The organism is Pseudomonas sp. NY15374 (genome assembly GCF_048068255.1).
Classification (GTDB): Bacteria; Pseudomonadota; Gammaproteobacteria; order Pseudomonadales; family Pseudomonadaceae; genus Aquipseudomonas; species Aquipseudomonas machongensis.
In genome coordinates, this window is sequence record NZ_JBLUPZ010000006.1 from 78,658 (window position 1) to 94,776 (window position 16,119).

Annotated in this window: 14 protein-coding genes; 5 read left to right on the forward strand and 9 right to left on the reverse strand. The window is 62.1% G+C overall.

The window, feature by feature from the left end; genetic code table 11:
- Positions 1-7: 7 nt before the first annotated feature.
- The 6 genes from ACNFHO_RS14385 to ACNFHO_RS14410 form a co-directional block, all read right to left on the reverse strand.
- Positions 8-3,607 (reverse strand): ATP-binding protein, encoded by a 3,600-nt coding sequence (locus ACNFHO_RS14385; RefSeq protein WP_416766713.1) that lies wholly within the window; start codon positions 3,605-3,607, stop codon positions 8-10.
- An 8-nt stretch (positions 3,608-3,615) separates the two neighbouring features.
- Positions 3,616-4,236, reverse strand: coding sequence for a response regulator transcription factor (locus ACNFHO_RS14390; protein WP_063544006.1), 621 nt, complete (start codon positions 4,234-4,236; stop codon positions 3,616-3,618).
- A gap of 277 nt (positions 4,237-4,513) precedes the next feature.
- Positions 4,514-5,845: a deoxyguanosinetriphosphate triphosphohydrolase gene (locus ACNFHO_RS14395; protein WP_125930368.1), complete on the reverse strand. Its 1,332-nt coding sequence runs from the start codon at positions 5,843-5,845 to the stop codon at positions 4,514-4,516.
- A gap of 75 nt (positions 5,846-5,920) precedes the next feature.
- The gene (locus ACNFHO_RS14400) at positions 5,921-6,250 is read right to left on the reverse strand and encodes a hypothetical protein (protein ID WP_054892455.1); all 330 of its coding nucleotides are present in this window, start codon (positions 6,248-6,250) and stop codon (positions 5,921-5,923) included.
- Positions 6,247-6,621, reverse strand: a complete 375-nt coding sequence (locus ACNFHO_RS14405; protein ID WP_054892454.1) for a phage holin family protein — start codon at positions 6,619-6,621, stop codon at positions 6,247-6,249. Before ACNFHO_RS14405 ends, ACNFHO_RS14400 begins: the two co-directional genes overlap by 4 nt.
- Before the next feature lie 9 nt (positions 6,622-6,630).
- Positions 6,631-6,945 carry a DUF883 family protein gene (locus ACNFHO_RS14410; protein WP_054892453.1) on the reverse strand — a complete coding sequence of 105 codons (315 nt, stop codon included), beginning with the start codon at positions 6,943-6,945 and terminating at the stop codon, positions 6,631-6,633.
- A 312-nt stretch (positions 6,946-7,257) separates the two neighbouring features.
- On the opposite strand from ACNFHO_RS14410, the gene ACNFHO_RS14415 reads away from it, so the two are divergent.
- The 5 genes from ACNFHO_RS14415 to ACNFHO_RS14435 all read left to right on the forward strand — a co-directional run bounded on the left by ACNFHO_RS14415 (position 7,258) and on the right by ACNFHO_RS14435 (position 10,607).
- Positions 7,258-8,466, forward strand: a complete 1,209-nt coding sequence (locus tag ACNFHO_RS14415; protein ID WP_416766714.1) for an ammonium transporter — start codon at positions 7,258-7,260, stop codon at positions 8,464-8,466.
- A gap of 68 nt (positions 8,467-8,534) precedes the next feature.
- Entirely contained in the window at positions 8,535-8,771 is a 237-nt protein-coding gene (locus tag ACNFHO_RS14420; RefSeq protein ID WP_416766715.1) for a glutaredoxin family protein, read from the forward strand.
- A gap of 90 nt (positions 8,772-8,861) precedes the next feature.
- Entirely contained in the window at positions 8,862-9,293 is a 432-nt protein-coding gene (locus ACNFHO_RS14425; protein WP_063546693.1) for a D-Ala-D-Ala carboxypeptidase family metallohydrolase, read from the forward strand.
- Positions 9,294-9,364: 71 nt separating this feature from the next.
- Positions 9,365-9,673, forward strand: a complete 309-nt coding sequence (locus ACNFHO_RS14430; RefSeq protein ID WP_054892451.1) for a hypothetical protein — start codon at positions 9,365-9,367, stop codon at positions 9,671-9,673.
- 49 nt (positions 9,674-9,722) lie between these two features.
- Complete coding sequence (locus ACNFHO_RS14435; RefSeq protein WP_414155084.1) at positions 9,723-10,607, forward strand: pseudouridine synthase; 885 nt, start codon at positions 9,723-9,725, stop codon at positions 10,605-10,607.
- Between the two features lie 37 nt (positions 10,608-10,644).
- On the opposite strand, the gene ACNFHO_RS14440 is transcribed toward ACNFHO_RS14435, so the two are convergent.
- From ACNFHO_RS14440 to acnA, 3 genes are all read right to left on the reverse strand, one after another.
- A complete protein-coding gene (locus ACNFHO_RS14440) occupies positions 10,645-12,210 on the reverse strand; it encodes a methyl-accepting chemotaxis protein (RefSeq protein WP_416766716.1) in 1,566 nt (521 codons plus the stop codon).
- Positions 12,211-12,409: 199 nt separating this feature from the next.
- A complete protein-coding gene (locus ACNFHO_RS14445) occupies positions 12,410-13,186 on the reverse strand; it encodes a CPBP family intramembrane glutamic endopeptidase (RefSeq protein WP_416766717.1) in 777 nt (258 codons plus the stop codon).
- Positions 13,187-13,289: 103 nt separating this feature from the next.
- Complete coding sequence (gene acnA / locus ACNFHO_RS14450) at positions 13,290-16,031, reverse strand: aconitate hydratase AcnA (protein ID WP_416766718.1); 2,742 nt, start codon at positions 16,029-16,031, stop codon at positions 13,290-13,292.
- Positions 16,032-16,119 lie beyond the last annotated feature (88 nt).

Sequence of the window (16,119 nt, forward strand, 5' to 3'; positions counted from 1 at the left end):
TCCCGCGTCACTGTGCCTTGGCTGGTCGGCAACGCTGACCGGCCAAGGCCTTCTCTATGCGGCGCATCTGCCGCGCCAGTGCCTGGCGACGCAGTTTCAGTTGCGTCGACGACAGACCCTCTGTTTCCAGCGCCTGACAAGCCTCCATCAATCCCTTTGCGTCCAACATGCGTGCCACGCCAAGAATCTTGTGCGCTTGGTCGACGATGGCCTGTGCGTCGTGCTCGGGGTCCAGGGCCATCAGTAGAGTGAGATCCTGCTCAAGACTCAGTTGCAGAGTAGCCAGCATTCTTGCCCGGTCTTCGCAGCGGTCACCGACGATCTTCGCCAGTGCGTCGAGGTCGAAAGGTTCTTGTGCTTGCCGCCGTTGCGAGGGGCTCACGCTGGCCAGATGCAAGCCGAGGGTTTGCAGGCTGATGGGCTTGAGCAGGCAGTCGTTCATGCCGGCGTTCAGGCAGCGCTGGCGCACTTCCGGTTGGGCGTTGGCGGTGTAGCCGAGAATGGTGCAAGGCGTCTTGCCCCGTTGGCGTTCTTCACTGCGCAGGACTTCTGCCAGCTGGTAGCCATTCATGCGCGGCATATTGCAGTCCAGGATCAGCACGTCGAAGTCTGTGTGCCGCCATTTTTCCAGCCCTTCCTGACCGTCGCGGGCGCTGTCATGCCAGAGCCCCAGGTAGGTCAGTTGCTGGGCCATCAACAGCAGGTTGGCGGGATGGTCGTCGATGACAAGAACCCTGAGCCGCGTGTCGGGTGCCTCTATGTGCGGGGGCTGCACGACGCTGTCCGGGGGCGGTGCCACGCGCTGCAGCGGCATCAGTAGTCGCACCTGGGTACCCACGCCCTGCAGGCTCTTGATCGCCAGTTGGCCGCCCATCATTTCGCACAGGGTGCGACAGATCGCCAGGCCCAGCCCGGTGCCGGCACGGGCGCTTTCGCTCTGAGGGGCGACCTGTACGAAGGGGGTGAACAACCGTCGCAGGTCGTCATCGTGAATGCCGATCCCGCTGTCGCGCACTTCCAGCTCGAGCATGTCGCGCTCGCTCTTCTGTACCGAGGCTTTGATGCGTACATGGCCGTCGTTGGTGAATTTGATCGAGTTGCTCACCAGGTTGGAGAGCACCTGCTTGAAGCGCAGTGGATCGAGCAGGGCGTGGCAACGTGCCGAGGGATCTATGACCACTTCCAGCAGCAGGCCTTTTTCTCGTGCCTGACCTTCGAATACCCGTCGCACCGATTCGATCAGGGATGCCAGATCGATCGGTTCAGGGCTCAGGGACATATGCCCGGACTCTATTCTGACGATGTCGAGAATATCGCCGATCAGCCCGAGCAGGTCCCGTGCCGAATGATAGGCGACCTCGATCGACGCTTTGTCCAACTGCCCCTGATCGGCGCGTCTGGCCGCGAGTTCGAGCATGCCGATGACGGCGTTCATCGGCGTGCGGATTTCATGGCTGATGGTCGCGAGGAAGGTGCTTTTGGCCCGGTTGGCATCGTCGGCCTGCTGTTTCGCGAGGCGCAGGTCCTGGATCAGCTTGCGGCGTTCGCTGATGTCGATCCAGCCGCCGATGATGCCTTGCACTTCGCCCAGCGAGTCGCGGTAGGGAAGGATCCAGTGGTAGATGGTCAGTTCGCGGTCTTTGAGACGCAGGGGGCGGTCGATGATCAGCGGCGTGCCTGCTTCCATTACCAGCAGATAGTCGGTTTGGATCTGCCGGGTATAGTCGCAGTTGCTGAACAGGCTTTCATGGAGCAGTTTGCCCATGACCGCGTCGGCACTCGCGTCGACGGCCTCCAGATAGCTGTCGTTACAGCTTTGCAACCGTCCTTCGCGATCGCGTACGTACATCGGGTGAGGGGTTCCATTGAGCAGGGCGCGCATGAACTCGAGCTGATCGTTCAAGGCGCGTTCTGCCCGGCGACGCTGCCGTATCTGGCGTCGCAAGTAGGCGTTCCAGGCCAGCGCCAGTAACAGCAGGATGCCGATCCCCAGAACGACCTGCAGCACCAGGCGCTGGTACTCGCGCCATTGGCCACCATCGTGCAATGCATAACCGCGCCAGCGACTGTTGATGACACCCAGCTCTTCAGGCGTGATGCTCAGCAAGGCTTTGTCGAGGATGGAGGCCAGGGGGCTGGCGTCCTTGACGCTGGCCATGGAGAAGGTGGCCGGGTCGTTGCCGACGGTGCTGCGGATCACCAGATCGTTGTTGGCGGCGATGGCGTGATTGGCATCCAGCAGCGTGGTGATGGCTGCGTCCACGGCGCCGCTGCCCAGCAGGGCCATGGAGTAGAAAGTGCTTTCGGTCTCGATCAGTCGGATCTTCGGGTGTGCCGTCGCCAGCAGGACGGAGGGGGAGGTATGTCGTGTAACGGCGACCCGGCGGCCATTCAGATGTTCCAGCGACGTGTACGGTCGGCCGCTGCGGGTAACCAGTACATAGGGGCTCTCGAGATACGGGCGACTGAGTTGCAGGTCTGTTCGGGCAGGCGATGCGATGGCAAGTGCGGCAATAAGGTCAGCACTGCCCTGCGCGAGTGACTGGATCATTTCCTTTATCCCGGTAGCGCGTTGGATCTCGAAACGCAAGCCGGTGCGCAGTCGAACCAGCTCCAGCAGGTCGGCAGTGATGCCGCGGAAATGGCCGTTGCCGTCGAAGAATGACAGGGGAGCCGAGGTATCGTTTACCACCACGCGCATGCTCGGGTGATCATGTAGCCATTGCTGCTCGCGCGGCGTCAGTTGCAGCCGACGATCGGTAAGCAGCAGGTCGCTGCCCGCGCTCCAGCGCTTGAAGATCGAATTCCTGACGCTGGCCGGCTGGCTGTCCAGGATGGTGTTGATCAGGCTCATCAACAGCTCATCCTGGGCACGCACGGCAAAGCTGAAGCCCACGGCTTCGTGCTTGCCGAAATTGCTCATGCGCAGCTGTGGCAGATGACCGCGGGTAAGCTGGAAGTGAGTCGAAATGGTATCGCCGAGAAAGACGTCGGCCTGGCCAAATGCGACAGCGTTCAGCGCTTCGGAGGTGGAACCGAAGGTTTTCAGCTGGGCTTGCGGGTAAAGCGCATGTATATCCTCGAGCGGCAGGTAGTGATATAGCGTGCTCAGGCGCAAGTCGGCGAGCCCCAGGTCGAGGGGGCGTGTCTCGTCTTCACGGGTGACCAGAACGGGGCGATCTACAGCGTAGGGTTTGGACAGCGCCACCCCCCCGACCGCGGCCTCATAGCCGTTTGCACTGCCAAGCAGATCGATGCGCCCGGCCTTGAGTGCTTCCACTGCGTCCTGGCGGTGATTAAAGCGCAGCACCTTTATTTCCAGCCCCAGTGCCCTGCCGATCAGGCCGGCATACTCCGCTGTCAAGCCTTGATATTCGTTGCCATTGGTGACGTCGAAGGGCGGATTGTTGGGCGTTGAGGTTCCCAGTATCAGGCTGGTGCGGCATTGCAGCCATTGCTGCTGCGCGGTCGAAAAAGCTGGCACGGTTGCTTCGGAGGTGGAGCGGACCAGCAGGTTGAGTTTCCTGGGGGCGGGCTCCTGCTTCGTTTGAGCCTGGCAACCCAGGCTGAGCAGGGTCAGCAGCACGCAGACGATGTACCTCGGCATGATCCACCTCAGACCAGCGCGTTGCGCTTGGCCACTTCGATCAGGTCGACCAAGGTATCGACCCTTAACTTCTGCATCAGGCGTTTTTTGTAGGTGCTGACCGTCTTGTTGCTGAGGAACATGCCTTTGGCTATTTCCTTGTTGCTGCGCCCCTGTGCGAAAAGTTGAAGAACCATCAACTCTCTGTCGTTAACTTGTCGGAAAAGATCCATGTCACGAGCGGATATTTCCTGGTGGGGGTTCATTGCCTGGCTGGGGAAGTAGTTGTAACCAGAAAGTACGGCCTTGACTGCGCTGAGCAATTCACTCAGATCTTCCTGCTTGCATACGAATCCGGCAGCGCCTGAGTGCATGCAACGGATCGCGAACAACGCAGGCGACTGTGCCGTCAGTACCAGCACTTTCAGTGGCAGCCCCATGGTCTGAAAACGTGCCAGGACTTCCAAACCGTCGAGCTTGGGGATGCTGATGTCGAGGATGACCAGGTCAGGCTGGGTCTCACGGATCATCTGCATGGCCTCGACGCCGTTGTCAGACTCGCCAATGACCTTGTAGCTCTGATTTTCCAGCAACATGCGAATGGCCAGGCGAATCACGGGGTGGTCATCAACAATAAATATGGAGCTCATATCAACTTCCCAGTCGGCGATTGTCAGATGCAAACAAAACCTTATCGCAGTTGACCGCCTTCGCGCATGAGAGGCTAGGCGTAACGCCATATATGGGAAAAGACCTACGTCCAAGTACTACACGCAGCTTGGATATGTATGAGTTTTGTAAGGAGTCAAGACGAGAAAGTCACCAAATCTCAAATTATTCTTCTGAGTATTTAATGGCACAGTGGTTGCGTAGGAAGTTTCTCTCAAGAGGGACGGCAAGCCGCGGCTGACCGTCCCTCGTCGTCTGTCAATGAGGGCTGGAGCGTCCTGTCATTTCTCCAGCCATTTCACTGGCGTAGCTGTCGGTCATGCCAGCGATGAAGTCGATCATGCGCAGGAAAGCGTTGTGCAGGGTGCCGTGTGGATCGGGGGCGTGGTTGCCGATCAGGTCCAGCACACGCCGACTCTTGAATGACGGCGTGCGCCCGCCGTGTTGCTCCAGCGCTGCGCCGCAGAAGGCGTTGAGGAGGATCTCCAGCGTGGTATAGGCGCCGATCTCGTGCAGGGTCTTGCGCTTGTCCTGGAAGATCTTCTTGCGCGCGATATCCTTGGCCTGCAGCACACAGTGCTTGGCCGGTCCGTGCATGTGCTCGACCAGGTCCCCTGCCAGATGCCCGGCCAGCAGTGCCTGTTGCTGTTCGACGAAGGCCTCGGCGGCGGCGTTGGTCAAGTGCTCGATGGCCTTGCCGCGCAGAATGGCCAGCTTGCGCCGACGAGAGTCCGCCGGGCCCAGTTGCCGATAGGTGTCGGGCAGGTCGTCACCGACCAGGTCCAGCAGCAGCGCCTCGACCTCGGCGTACTGCAGCAGCTCCATCTCCAGGCCGTCCTCCAGGTCGATCAGCGCGTAGCAGATGTCGTCCGCGGCCTCCATCAGGTACACCAGCGGGTGACGAGCCCAGCGTTGTTCCTCGAGCTGTGGCAGGCCCAGCTTGTGAGCGATCTGCTGCAGCAGCGGCAGTTCGCTCTGGTAGCAGCCGAACTTGTGTTTCTTGTACCCCAGCGCGTCGGCATGACGGGCGCTCCATGGGTACTTGAGGTAGGTGCCAAGGGTGGCGTAAGTCAGGCGGGTGCCGCCGTCGAACTGGTGGTATTCCAGCTGGGTGAGCACGCGAAAACCCTGGGCGTTACCTTCGAAGTTGAGAAAGTCGGCACGTTGGTCGTCGCTCATGTCGTCGAGCCACCCACGGCCCGCTGCCTGCTGAAACCAGTGGCGGATGGCGTCTTCACCGGAGTGGCCGAACGGTGGGTTGCCGATGTCGTGAGCCAGGCAGGCCGATTGCACGATCATGCCCAGGTCGCTTGGTGCACACCAGTCGGGCAGGTTGGCGCGCAGGGTCTCGCCGACCCTCATGCCCAGCGAGCGGCCTACGCAACTGACTTCGAGGGAGTGGGTGAGGCGGGTGTGGATGTGGTCGTTGCTGGACACCGGGTGGACCTGGGTCTTGCGCCCCAGGCGGCGGAAGGCGCCGGAGAAGATGATGCGGTCATGGTCCTTGTGGAATGGGCTGCGGCCCAGTTCTTCGGGGCTGTACAAGGCTTTGCCGAGGCGTTCGCGGTTGAGCAGGGTATGCCAGTCCAAGGCTCGATCTCCCGTCAGATGGTGGCCATAGCTTCCCGTGTCACGGGCGCCCGCGCAAGCGGCGGGCGCCTCGTTTCAGCGATGACGGCCGTTCTGCAGGAACAGGCGCACCAGAGGGGCCAGGCTGCCACCCAGGCGCACCAGGCGCGCCAGGTTGCCGCTGCGCACGCCCTTTCCGGTCAGAAAGCCCATGGCGACCACGACACCCAGGCCCCACAGCGGAGCGTGCTTGATGCCGAGGCCATCCTGGACCGATGCGCCCATGCCGCGCAGGCGCTGGACCGGCTCGAGCAGTTGACGGGACTCGTGGCGGATCTCCTGGCGGTGCATTTCCAGACGCAGGCGTAGCAGCGCCTTGCGCAGTTCGCGAGGATTACGGGTATTAGGCAGTTCAGGCAGGCTCATGGCAACAGGCGCTCCCGGTCCTTGGCGAGTTCTTCGAGGGTGCTGTTGAACGGTGAAGATTCATCGAACACAGCGGCCTTCAGGCGCAAGCCGCAAAAGAGTGCCGCGGCGCTGTAGAACACGCAAAGGCCGACGATGCCGGCCAATCGGTAGCTGTCCCACAGCAGTACCAGGATCAGCCCGGACAGCGCGGTCAGCAGGAGCAGGGCGAATACCAGTGCCAGGCCTGCGAACAGCAGCAGGCGAAGGGTACGGCCTTTCTGCTCCTGCAATTCGATGCCGAACAGTTCGATGTGGCTGTGCAGCAGCCCCAGGATGGCCGCGCCGAGGCGTCTGCCGGAAGCGCCGGCGCCGATGGCGTCGTTGTCCATGCGTCCTCCTCAGCGGCGGCTGGCGAGCAGGCCGACCAGCAGCCCGACACCGGCTGCGATGCCGATGGCCTGCCATGGGTTTTCCTGTACGTACTCCTCGGCACTGCCCAGCGCTGCCTGACCGCGCTCGCGGACCGAGTCCTGGGTCAGTTGCAGGCTTTCGCGGGCCTGCTGCAGGCGGTCGTGGATCTGGCCACGCAGCTCGTCGGCCTGGTCGCCCGCCAGATTGGCAGTGTCGGCGAGTAATTTCTCGGTGTCGCGCACCAGTGCCTGGAAGTCAGCCATCAAGATCTCTTGTGCAGTCTTTGCCGATTTGCTGGCCATTGGGTCTCTCCATGTCGATGTGTGTGGCTATTTCGAGTGATGAGTGTGGCGGAAGGTTCACCACTTGTCGCTGGTACGGCGTTTGCTTTGTTCTGTCGTGTCGCGGGGCGTCGATGCCGGGCGCTGCCCCGTATGCGTGCAAGGCCCTGGCCGACACCGATAAACCTTAACCCAATCCACGACAAACCCAAGAAAAAACCACTCCCTGTGTAGCCGCTCCCCCAAAATGGGGCGCACGGCAGGCACCGATCAGGTGCGCGAGCAAGGTTTCTGAACTGTCCTGGTGCACTTTTCAGCAGGTCTGCCCATTCCATGGAAAACATGCATAGCGCGATGGACTCACTCGTCCATGGCTCCAACACCCTGTTCATCCTCATGGGGGCCATTCTGGTCCTGGCCATGCACGCGGGTTTCGCCTTTCTCGAGGTCGGTACCGTGCGGCACAAGAACCAGGTCAATGCCCTGTGCAAGATTCTCAGCGACTTCGCCGTCTCGGCGCTGGTGTATTTCTTCATCGGCTACTGGATCGCCTATGGCGTCAGCTTCTTCCAGCCGGCTGCGGAGTTGGCCAGCGATCATGGCTATGCCTTGGTCAAGTGCTTCTTCCTGCTGACCTTCGCTGCGGCGATTCCGGCAATCATTTCCGGAGGCATCGCCGAGCGTGCACGTTTTGCCCCGCAGTTATGTGCCACCGCGCTGATCGTGGCCTTCGTCTACCCCTTCTTCGAAGGGGCGGTGTGGAACGGCAACCTGGGCGTCCAGGCCTGGTTGCAAGCCCGGTTTGGCGCACCATTCCATGACTTTGCCGGTTCGGTGGTGGTGCATGCCATGGGCGGCTGGCTGGCGCTGGCTGCCGTCATCCTGCTCGGTGCCCGTCGCGGACGGTACCGTGATGGACGGCTGGTGGCTTTCGCTCCTTCCAGTATTCCGTTCCTCGCGCTGGGGTCGTGGATCCTGATCATCGGCTGGTTCGGCTTCAACGTCATGAGTGCACAAACCCTGGAGGGTGTCAGCGGCCTGGTGGCGATCAATTCGCTGATGGCGATGGTGGGCGGCACGCTGTCGGCCTTGCTGGTCGGGCGCAATGACCCGGGCTTCCTGCACAATGGCCCGCTGTCCGGATTGGTGGCGGTGTGTGCCGGTTCCGATCTCATGCACCCGGTTGGCGCGCTGGTGACCGGGCTGGTGGCGGGAGCACTGTTCGTGTGGTGCTTCACTGCCTCGCAGAATCGCTGGAAAGTCGACGATGTACTGGGCGTATGGCCGCTACATGGTGTATGCGGCGTTTGGGGCGGTTTGGCGTGCGGTATCTTCGGCCAGTCGGCGCTCGGAGGGCTGGGCGGTGTCAGCCTGGCGAGCCAGTTGTTTGGCAGCCTGGCAGGCGTACTGGTGGCCTTGGCTGGTGGCTTTGCCGTGTACGGGCTGGTCAGGGCGGTACATGGGTTGCGCTTGAGCCATGAGCAGGAGTTCCAGGGGGCGGACCTGTCCCTGCACCGTATCGGCGCCACCAGCCAGGATTGAGCAGCAGATGCAGGCGGCTCCCGGCGGGCCTAGAATGAGCGTCTCTTCACTGGGCCCGGGAATTGATAATGCTGCCTGAATGCCAATTGTTCGGCACCATGGGGTGCCATTTGTGTGAAGTCGCCGAGGCTGTGTTGATGCCGTTCGTCGAGCACGGGCTGTGGGTCGAATTGGTTGATATCGCCGATGATGAAGCCATGTTCGAGCGTTACGGCTTGATCATCCCTGTCTTGCGTCGCTGCGACAGCGGCACCGAACTGCTCTGGCCGTTCGACGCGCAGCAGGTGGCGGCGTTCCTCAAGTGACAGGTAGGGGGGAGCGTTTCCTTCATCCCGTCCGGTGTGGTCCTGGTCGATGATGCTGGCCCGATACAGCCGATCACCCGGGGACACATCATGTTTCTTACGCCGAACTTCACGCTCGAAGAAATGACGTTTTCGCTGGCCGCCGCGCACAACGCTATACCCAACGATCCCGGTCCCGAGGCTTTGGCCAATCTGCGCTTGCTGTGCGGGGTGCTCGAAGAGGTGCGAGCCTTGATCGACTCCCCGATCCAGATCACCAGCGGTTTTCGCAATGAAACCGTCAACCAGCTTGTGGGCGGCGTGCGCAACAGTGCGCATTGCCTCGGCCTGGCGGCCGACATGTGCGTGAAAACGATGACGCCCCGGCAACTGGCCGAATGCATTCGCGACAGTTCCATTGTGTTCGATCAACTGATCCTGGAGTTCGACACCTGGGTTCACCTGGCCATTTCACGCGACAACCCCAGGCGCCAGGTAATGACTGTTCGCAAGGGGACCGGCCACCTGCCAGGCTTGCAATGAGCTGTTGCGAATTGACGGAATGGCCACGGTATTCGTATGCTGTATAAAGATACAGTATTTGGGGTGAGGCGATGCACAATGTCGAGCAACTGAAGTACAGCGTCAACCGCATGCCCCCGGAAGCGGTGTGCGATGCGGTGCTCGAGCTGCGCATGGAGGGCTTGGTGACCGACGACCGTACTCCGTTCGGCAAGGTCCATTTCAATACCTGCTTTGCCGAGATCGAGGCACTGTTCCAGCGCGCAGGGTTTCATCGCCCGCTGGATGTCGTTGGCTACGAGGGGGTGGTCTACGCCCTTTATGATGCCGGACGCTGGGAGGCGGTGCAGGTGTTGCGCTGGCTCAAGTCGCGTTGTGAGCAAGTTGGCGAGGCTGGTTGAGTGAGCGGGCATTGGCGATAATGCCCGCTCATTGATTACAGAGCCTGCCATGTCCACGCCGTTCGACCCAGCTCACCAGCAAGCCAGTACCGTTTGTTTGCCGCCTGGCGATTGGAGCACGGTCCTCGATTGCCTGTGCGATCACTTCAAGGGCATTGGTCGTGACCAATGGCTCGATCGCTTCAGTCGAGGGCGAGTGCTCGATGCCGAGGGCAGGGCAGTGGCGGCCGATCTGCCTTACCGCCGTGGCATGCGTCTGCATTACTTTCGTGAAGTCCCCAATGAAAGGCCCATTCCCGTCCAGGAAACGATCTTGCATTGCGATGAGCACCTGGTGGTGGCGGACAAGCCGCATTTCCTGCCAGTCACACCCACGGGCGAATATGTCGAGCACACCCTGCTTCGACGCCTGATCCATCGTCTGGACAATCCCCATCTGGTGCCGCTGCACCGCATCGACCGGCATACGGCGGGGTTGGTGCTGTTCTCGTCCAATCCGCAGTCGCGCAGCGCCTATCAGCGGCTGTTTCCCGAGCGACGCATCGACAAACGCTACCAGGCCATCGCTGCACCGCTGCCGACGCGGGAATTTCCGTTGGTGCACCGTAGTCGGCTGGAGCATGGTGAGCCGTTCTTTCGCATGCGTGAGGTCGAAGGGGTGGCGAACAGCGAGACCCTGGCCGAAGTCCTGGAGAAGAACGGTAACCTGTGGCGTTACGGGCTCTCGCCCGTGACCGGCAAGACCCATCAGTTGAGAGTGCATATGGCGGCACTGGGCGCCGCGATCAGCAACGATCCGTTCTACCCGACATTGCTCGAGGGCGAGGACGACTACGAGCGGCCATTGAAACTGCTGGCGCAAAGTCTAGGGTTCGACGATCCGCTGACGGGTGAAAAGCGGTATTTCCAGAGCCGTTTGAGTCTGGACTGGTAAAAAAAGGGGCTGCCTCACGCAGCCCCTTTTTTGTCACTCAGCGGTTGAACCGCTCCACTAGCGAGTACTGCGTTCCGGCCGTACTGGTCAGTTCTTCACTGAGCAGTGCCGAATGCTGCGCCTGCTCTGCCGTCTGGTCGGCCAGATCGGCTATGGTGCTGATGTTACGGCTGATCTCGTCCGCCACTGCAGTCTGCTCTTCGGTGGCAGCCGCGATCTGGGTAGCCATGTCGGTGATGTTGGCCACCGCTTCGCTGATCCCTACCAGCGCCTGGTCGGCTTGCATCACTCGCTCGACGCCTTCCTCGGCCTGACGGTGGCCGGTCTCCATGGTTTGCACGGCATTGCTGGCAGTCTGCTGCAGCTTGGCGATCAGGCTGTGGATCTGTCCGGTGGATTCGGCGGTACGTTGCGCCAGCTGGCGCACTTCGTCGGCAACCACGGCGAAGCCCCGGCCCATTTCGCCGGCGCGGGCCGCTTCGATGGCAGCATTGAGCGCCAGCAGGTTGGTCTGGTCGGCGATGCCCTTGATCACATCGACCACACCACCGATCTCGTCGCTGTCCTTGGCCAATTGGGTGACGGTCTGCCCGGTTTCACCCACCGCTGCGGAGAGGCGTTCGATGGCTTCGCGGGTTTCCCCGGCGATCTGACGGCCCTGGCTGGTCAGGCGATTGGCTTCCTGGGTAGCGTCGGCGGTGCGCTGCACGTGGTTGGCCACTTCTTGCGTGGTAGCAGCCATCTGGTTGACGGCAGCGGCGACTTGCTCGGTCTCCACGCGCTGGCGCTCCAGCCCCGAAGAACTCTTGTGCGCCAGCACATCGGACTGGCGCGCCTGCTCGCTCAGGTGCTCGGCACTGTCCTGCAGCCGGGTGAGGCAGGTTTTCAGGCGGGATTCCTGGCTGAGCATGGCCATTTCCAGGCGTGCCTGCACGCCACGGCTGTCGGTGAACATCTGCGCGATCAGCGGATCGGAAGTGGTCTGTTCGGCCAGGCGCAACAGGCGCTTGAGGCCGCGCTGCTGCCAGGTGAGGCCAAGCAGGCCGAGGGGGACGGAAACGGCAGCAGCCAGGGCAAAGCCCCAGGAGTGGCCGAGCCAGTTGCCGATGAGGAAGCCGATCTGGCTGATGAGAATGAACGGCAGCCAGTCCTGCAGCACCGGCAACCACTTGTCACGACGCGGCACCGCCGGCTTGCCCTGGTTCAGACGCTGGTAAAGCGCTTCGGCGCGACGGATCTGTTCGGCCGTGGGCTTGACCCGCACCGACTCGAAACCGACTACCTGGTTGTTGTCGAAGATCGGCGTGACGTAGGCATTGACCCAGTAATGGTCGCCCGACTTGCAGCGGTTCTTGACGATCCCCATCCACGGCAGGCCCTGCTTGAGGGTCTGCCACATGTGGGCGAACACTGCTGGGGGCACGTCAGGGTGGCGTACCAGATTGTGTGGCGCTCCCGTGAGCTCTTCGCGTGAGAAACCGCTGATTTCGATGAAAGCATCGTTGCAGTAGGTGATCACGCCTTTGGCGTTGGTGGTGGAAATCAACCGCTGCTGGGCAGGGAAAGTCCGTTCTCTCTGGGTAATCGGCTGGTTGTTACGCATTGGCTGTTCAATCCGCAAGGCTTTCGACAGGTATCGGCAAGCCCATGGTTTTATTGAATGAATATTTAACTTGCTTGATCTGGAGCAATAAGTGGCCATGAGCCATCAGCTAGGGAAGCGGCTCGTTGGTTGCATTTGCATTCAAGATGTCAGCATTTTTAACGATTTATGACGTTATGGTCCGATCATGACTCGTTATTCAGCGTGGGGCCAGCATTGGATAGGTAAACAGTGCGAAATGGGTCAGATTGACAGCGAAATGGCACACGACCGCAGCGCTCAAGCCGCCGAGGCGATACGCCAGGCCGTAGCCGATACCCGCCAGGCTTGCCAGGTAGAACCACTGCCATCCGCTCCCCAGATGCGCCAGGCCGAACAACAGCGCGGCCACGATCAATGCAAGCCCCTGGTGCCTGAACAGGCGTTGCAGCCCACCTTGGATATAGCCGCGGAACAGCAGCTCTTCGGTCAGGCTGACCAGCAGCAGGTTGTTCAGGGCCCAGATCCAGGTCTGTTCCGGCCATTTCGGCGCCCAACCCACTATCCCAAGCGACCAGGCGCCACCCAGGCAAGCCAGCAGTGTCAGCGGCAAGACCAGCCCGAGGCTTGGCAGTAGACCGCGCCCGCGCAGGCTCAGGATCCAGGGGCAAGCCAGCAGAATCCAGAGGCCGATCAGCGGCTTGTCCAGGTTCAGGTACATGGAGAACGGCAGCGCGCCCTCGCTGAACACCACCTTGTCGATGACCTTTGCCCCCTGGAAACCGGGCAACCAGTGCAGCGCCAGGGCAAGGGCCAGGACGATGAACAAGCCATGCCCGAGCACTCTTTGCCAACCTGCGGGTCGTCGCACCAGCAGTGCCGTACAACACAGGGCGAGCAAGGCGGGCAGGGCGGCGAGCCCCAGGTGGCCGTGGAACAGAGCCAGGGCATAGCCCAGACCAAGCAGGGCGAGGACGATCCAGTGGGCAGGCGACATCGGAAATCCGGTAGGTGGCAAATCGATATGGTGCTTTGACTCACCCCGAGGCCGCCAGGACACGTCGCAGAGGCATCGCGGGCGAACCCGCGATGCCTTCCCTTCAACCGGCGATCAGTTGCCGCAGCACGTAGTGCAGAATCCCGCCCGACTTGAAGTACTCGACTTCATTGAGCGTGTCGATCCGGCACAGCACCTCGATCTCCTGTTGCTGGCCATCCTCGCGCAGGATGCGCAACTGCAGGTTCATGCCCGGGCGGATCTGCGCGCCACTGAGCCCCAGCACATCGATGCGCTCCTTGCCGGTCAGGCCCAGGCGCTTGCGATCGTCGCCAGCCTTGAACTGCAGGGGCAGAACGCCCATGCCTACCAGGTTGGAGCGGTGGATACGCTCGAAGCTCTCGGCCAACACTGCCTTGACCCCCAGCAGGTTGGTGCCCTTGGCGGCCCAGTCGCGGCTGGAGCCGGTGCCGTATTCCTGCCCGGCGATCACCACCAGCGGCGTGCCTTGCGCCTGGTAGCGCATGGCGGCATCGTAGATCGACAGTTTTTCGCCGCTGGGCACATGCAGCGTATTGCCGCCTTCCTCGCCGCCGAGCATTTCGTTGCGTATGCGGATATTGGCAAAGGTGCCGCGCATCATCACTTCGTGGTTGCCGCGACGTGAACCATAGGAGTTGAAGTCGCGCGGCTCCACGCCCTTGTCGCGCAGGTAGCGACCGGCAGGGCTGTCGGCCTTGATGTTGCCGGCTGGAGAGATGTGGTCGGTGGTCACCGAGTCGCCGAGCAGCGCGAGAATGCGCGCCCCGTGCACGTCGGCAATTTCCGGCAGCGGGCCGCCGATATCGTCGAAGAACGGCGGGTGCTGGATGTAGGTGGAGTCGTCCTGCCAGACATAGGTAGCGGCCTGGGGTACTTCGATGGCCTGCCATTGGGCATCACCGGCAAACACCTCGGCATACTCCTTGTGGAACATGGCGGTATCGACCTTGGCCACCGCGTCGGCGATTTCCTGTTGGCTGGGCCAGATATCGCGCAGGTATACCGGCTGGCCGTCCTTGCCAGTGCCCAGGGCATCCTGGGTGAGATCCACGCGCACGCTGCCGGCCAAAGCATAGGCCACCACCAGCGGTGGCGAGGCCAGCCAGTTGGTCTTGACCAGCGGGTGCACCCGGCCTTCGAAGTTGCGGTTACCCGACAGCACCGACGCCACGGTCAGGTCGGCGCTGCCGATCGCTTTCTCGATGGCTTCGTCCAGCGGGCCCGAGTTGCCGATGCAGGTGGTGCAGCCATAGCCGACCAGGTCGAAGCCCAACTGATCGAGGTAGGGGGTAAGGCCGGCCGCCTTGAAGTAGTCGGTGACCACTTTCGAACCTGGCGCCAGCGAACTCTTGACCCAGGGTTTGCGAGCCAGGCCTTTCTCGATGGCTTTCTTGGCGACCAGCCCGGCGGCCATCATCACGCTGGGGTTGGAGGTGTTGGTACAGGAGGTGATGGCCGCGATCACCACGGCGCCGTCGCGCAGCTTGTGGGTCTGGCCGTTGTGCGTGTAGTCGATCTCGCCGGCCTGGTCGGCGTTACCCACGGCAACACCGCCACCCCCTTCGCTTTCCAGGCGTCCGACCTCCTTGGCCAAGGGCTTGGGCTGCAGTTCGATGAAGCCGTCGAAGGCCTGGCTGACCTTGGACAGCGCCACTCGGTCCTGCGGGCGCTTGGGCCCGGCGAGGCTGGCTTCGACCTCGTGCATGTCCAGCGCCAGGCTGTCGCTGAACAGCGGTTCCTGGCCAGGCAGGCGCCACAGGCCCTGGGCCTTGCAGTAGGCTTCGACCAGTTGCACGGTCTCGTCGGGGCGACCGGACAAGCGCAGGTAGTCGAGGGTGACGTCATCGACCGGGAAGAAGCCGCAGGTGGCGCCATATTCCGGCGCCATGTTGGCGATGGTGGCGCGGTCGGCCAGCGGCAGGTCGGCCAGGCCGTCGCCATAGAATTCGACGAACTTGCCGACCACGCCCTTCTTGCGCAGCATCTGCGTGACCGTCAGCACCAGGTCGGTGGCGGTGATGCCTTCGCGCAGCTTGCCGGTGAGCTTGAAACCGATCACCTCTGGGATCAGCATCGACACCGGCTGGCCGAGCATCGCCGCCTCCGCCTCGATGCCACCGACACCCCAGCCGAGCACGCCCAGGCCGTTGATCATGGTGGTGTGCGAGTCGGTGCCGACCAGGGTGTCGGGGAAGGCGTAGGTGCGCCCGTCTTCCTCGCGGGTCCACACGGTGCGGCCAAGGTATTCCAGGTTGACCTGGTGGCAGATCCCCGTACCCGGTGGCACCACGCGGAAGTTGTCGAAGGCACTCTGGCCCCAGCGCAGGAAGGCGTAGCGTTCGCCGTTGCGCTGCATCTCGATGTCGACGTTCTGTTCGAAGGCTTCGGCGGTTGCGTAGCGGTCGACCATTACCGAGTGGTCGATCACCAGGTCAACCGGCGACAGCGGGTTGATCCGCTGGGGATCGCCGCCCGCCTTGGCCATGGCCGCGCGCATGGCGGCGAGGTCGACCACGGCGGGCACGCCGGTGAAGTCCTGCATCAGCACCCGCGCGGGTCGATACTGGATCTCGCGGTCGGAGCGTCGCTCTTGCAGCCAGCCGGCCAGGGCTCGCAAGTCGTCGCCGGTGACAGTTTTGCCATCTTCCCAGCGCAGCAGGTTTTCCAGCAGGACCTTGAGCGACATGGGCAGGCGTTGCAGGTCGCCCAACTGGCTGGCGGCCTCGGTGAGGCTGAAATAGTGGTAGGCGCGGTCGGCCACCTGGAGGGTCTTGAGGGTTTTCAGGCTATCGAGCGAGGGCATTGCCAACTCCTTGTGCTCCGGTGCCCGGCAGTCGTGGTTACCGGTATCACCGCTCTGTATCGGCCCGCACGGCACGGGCCAGGCTGAA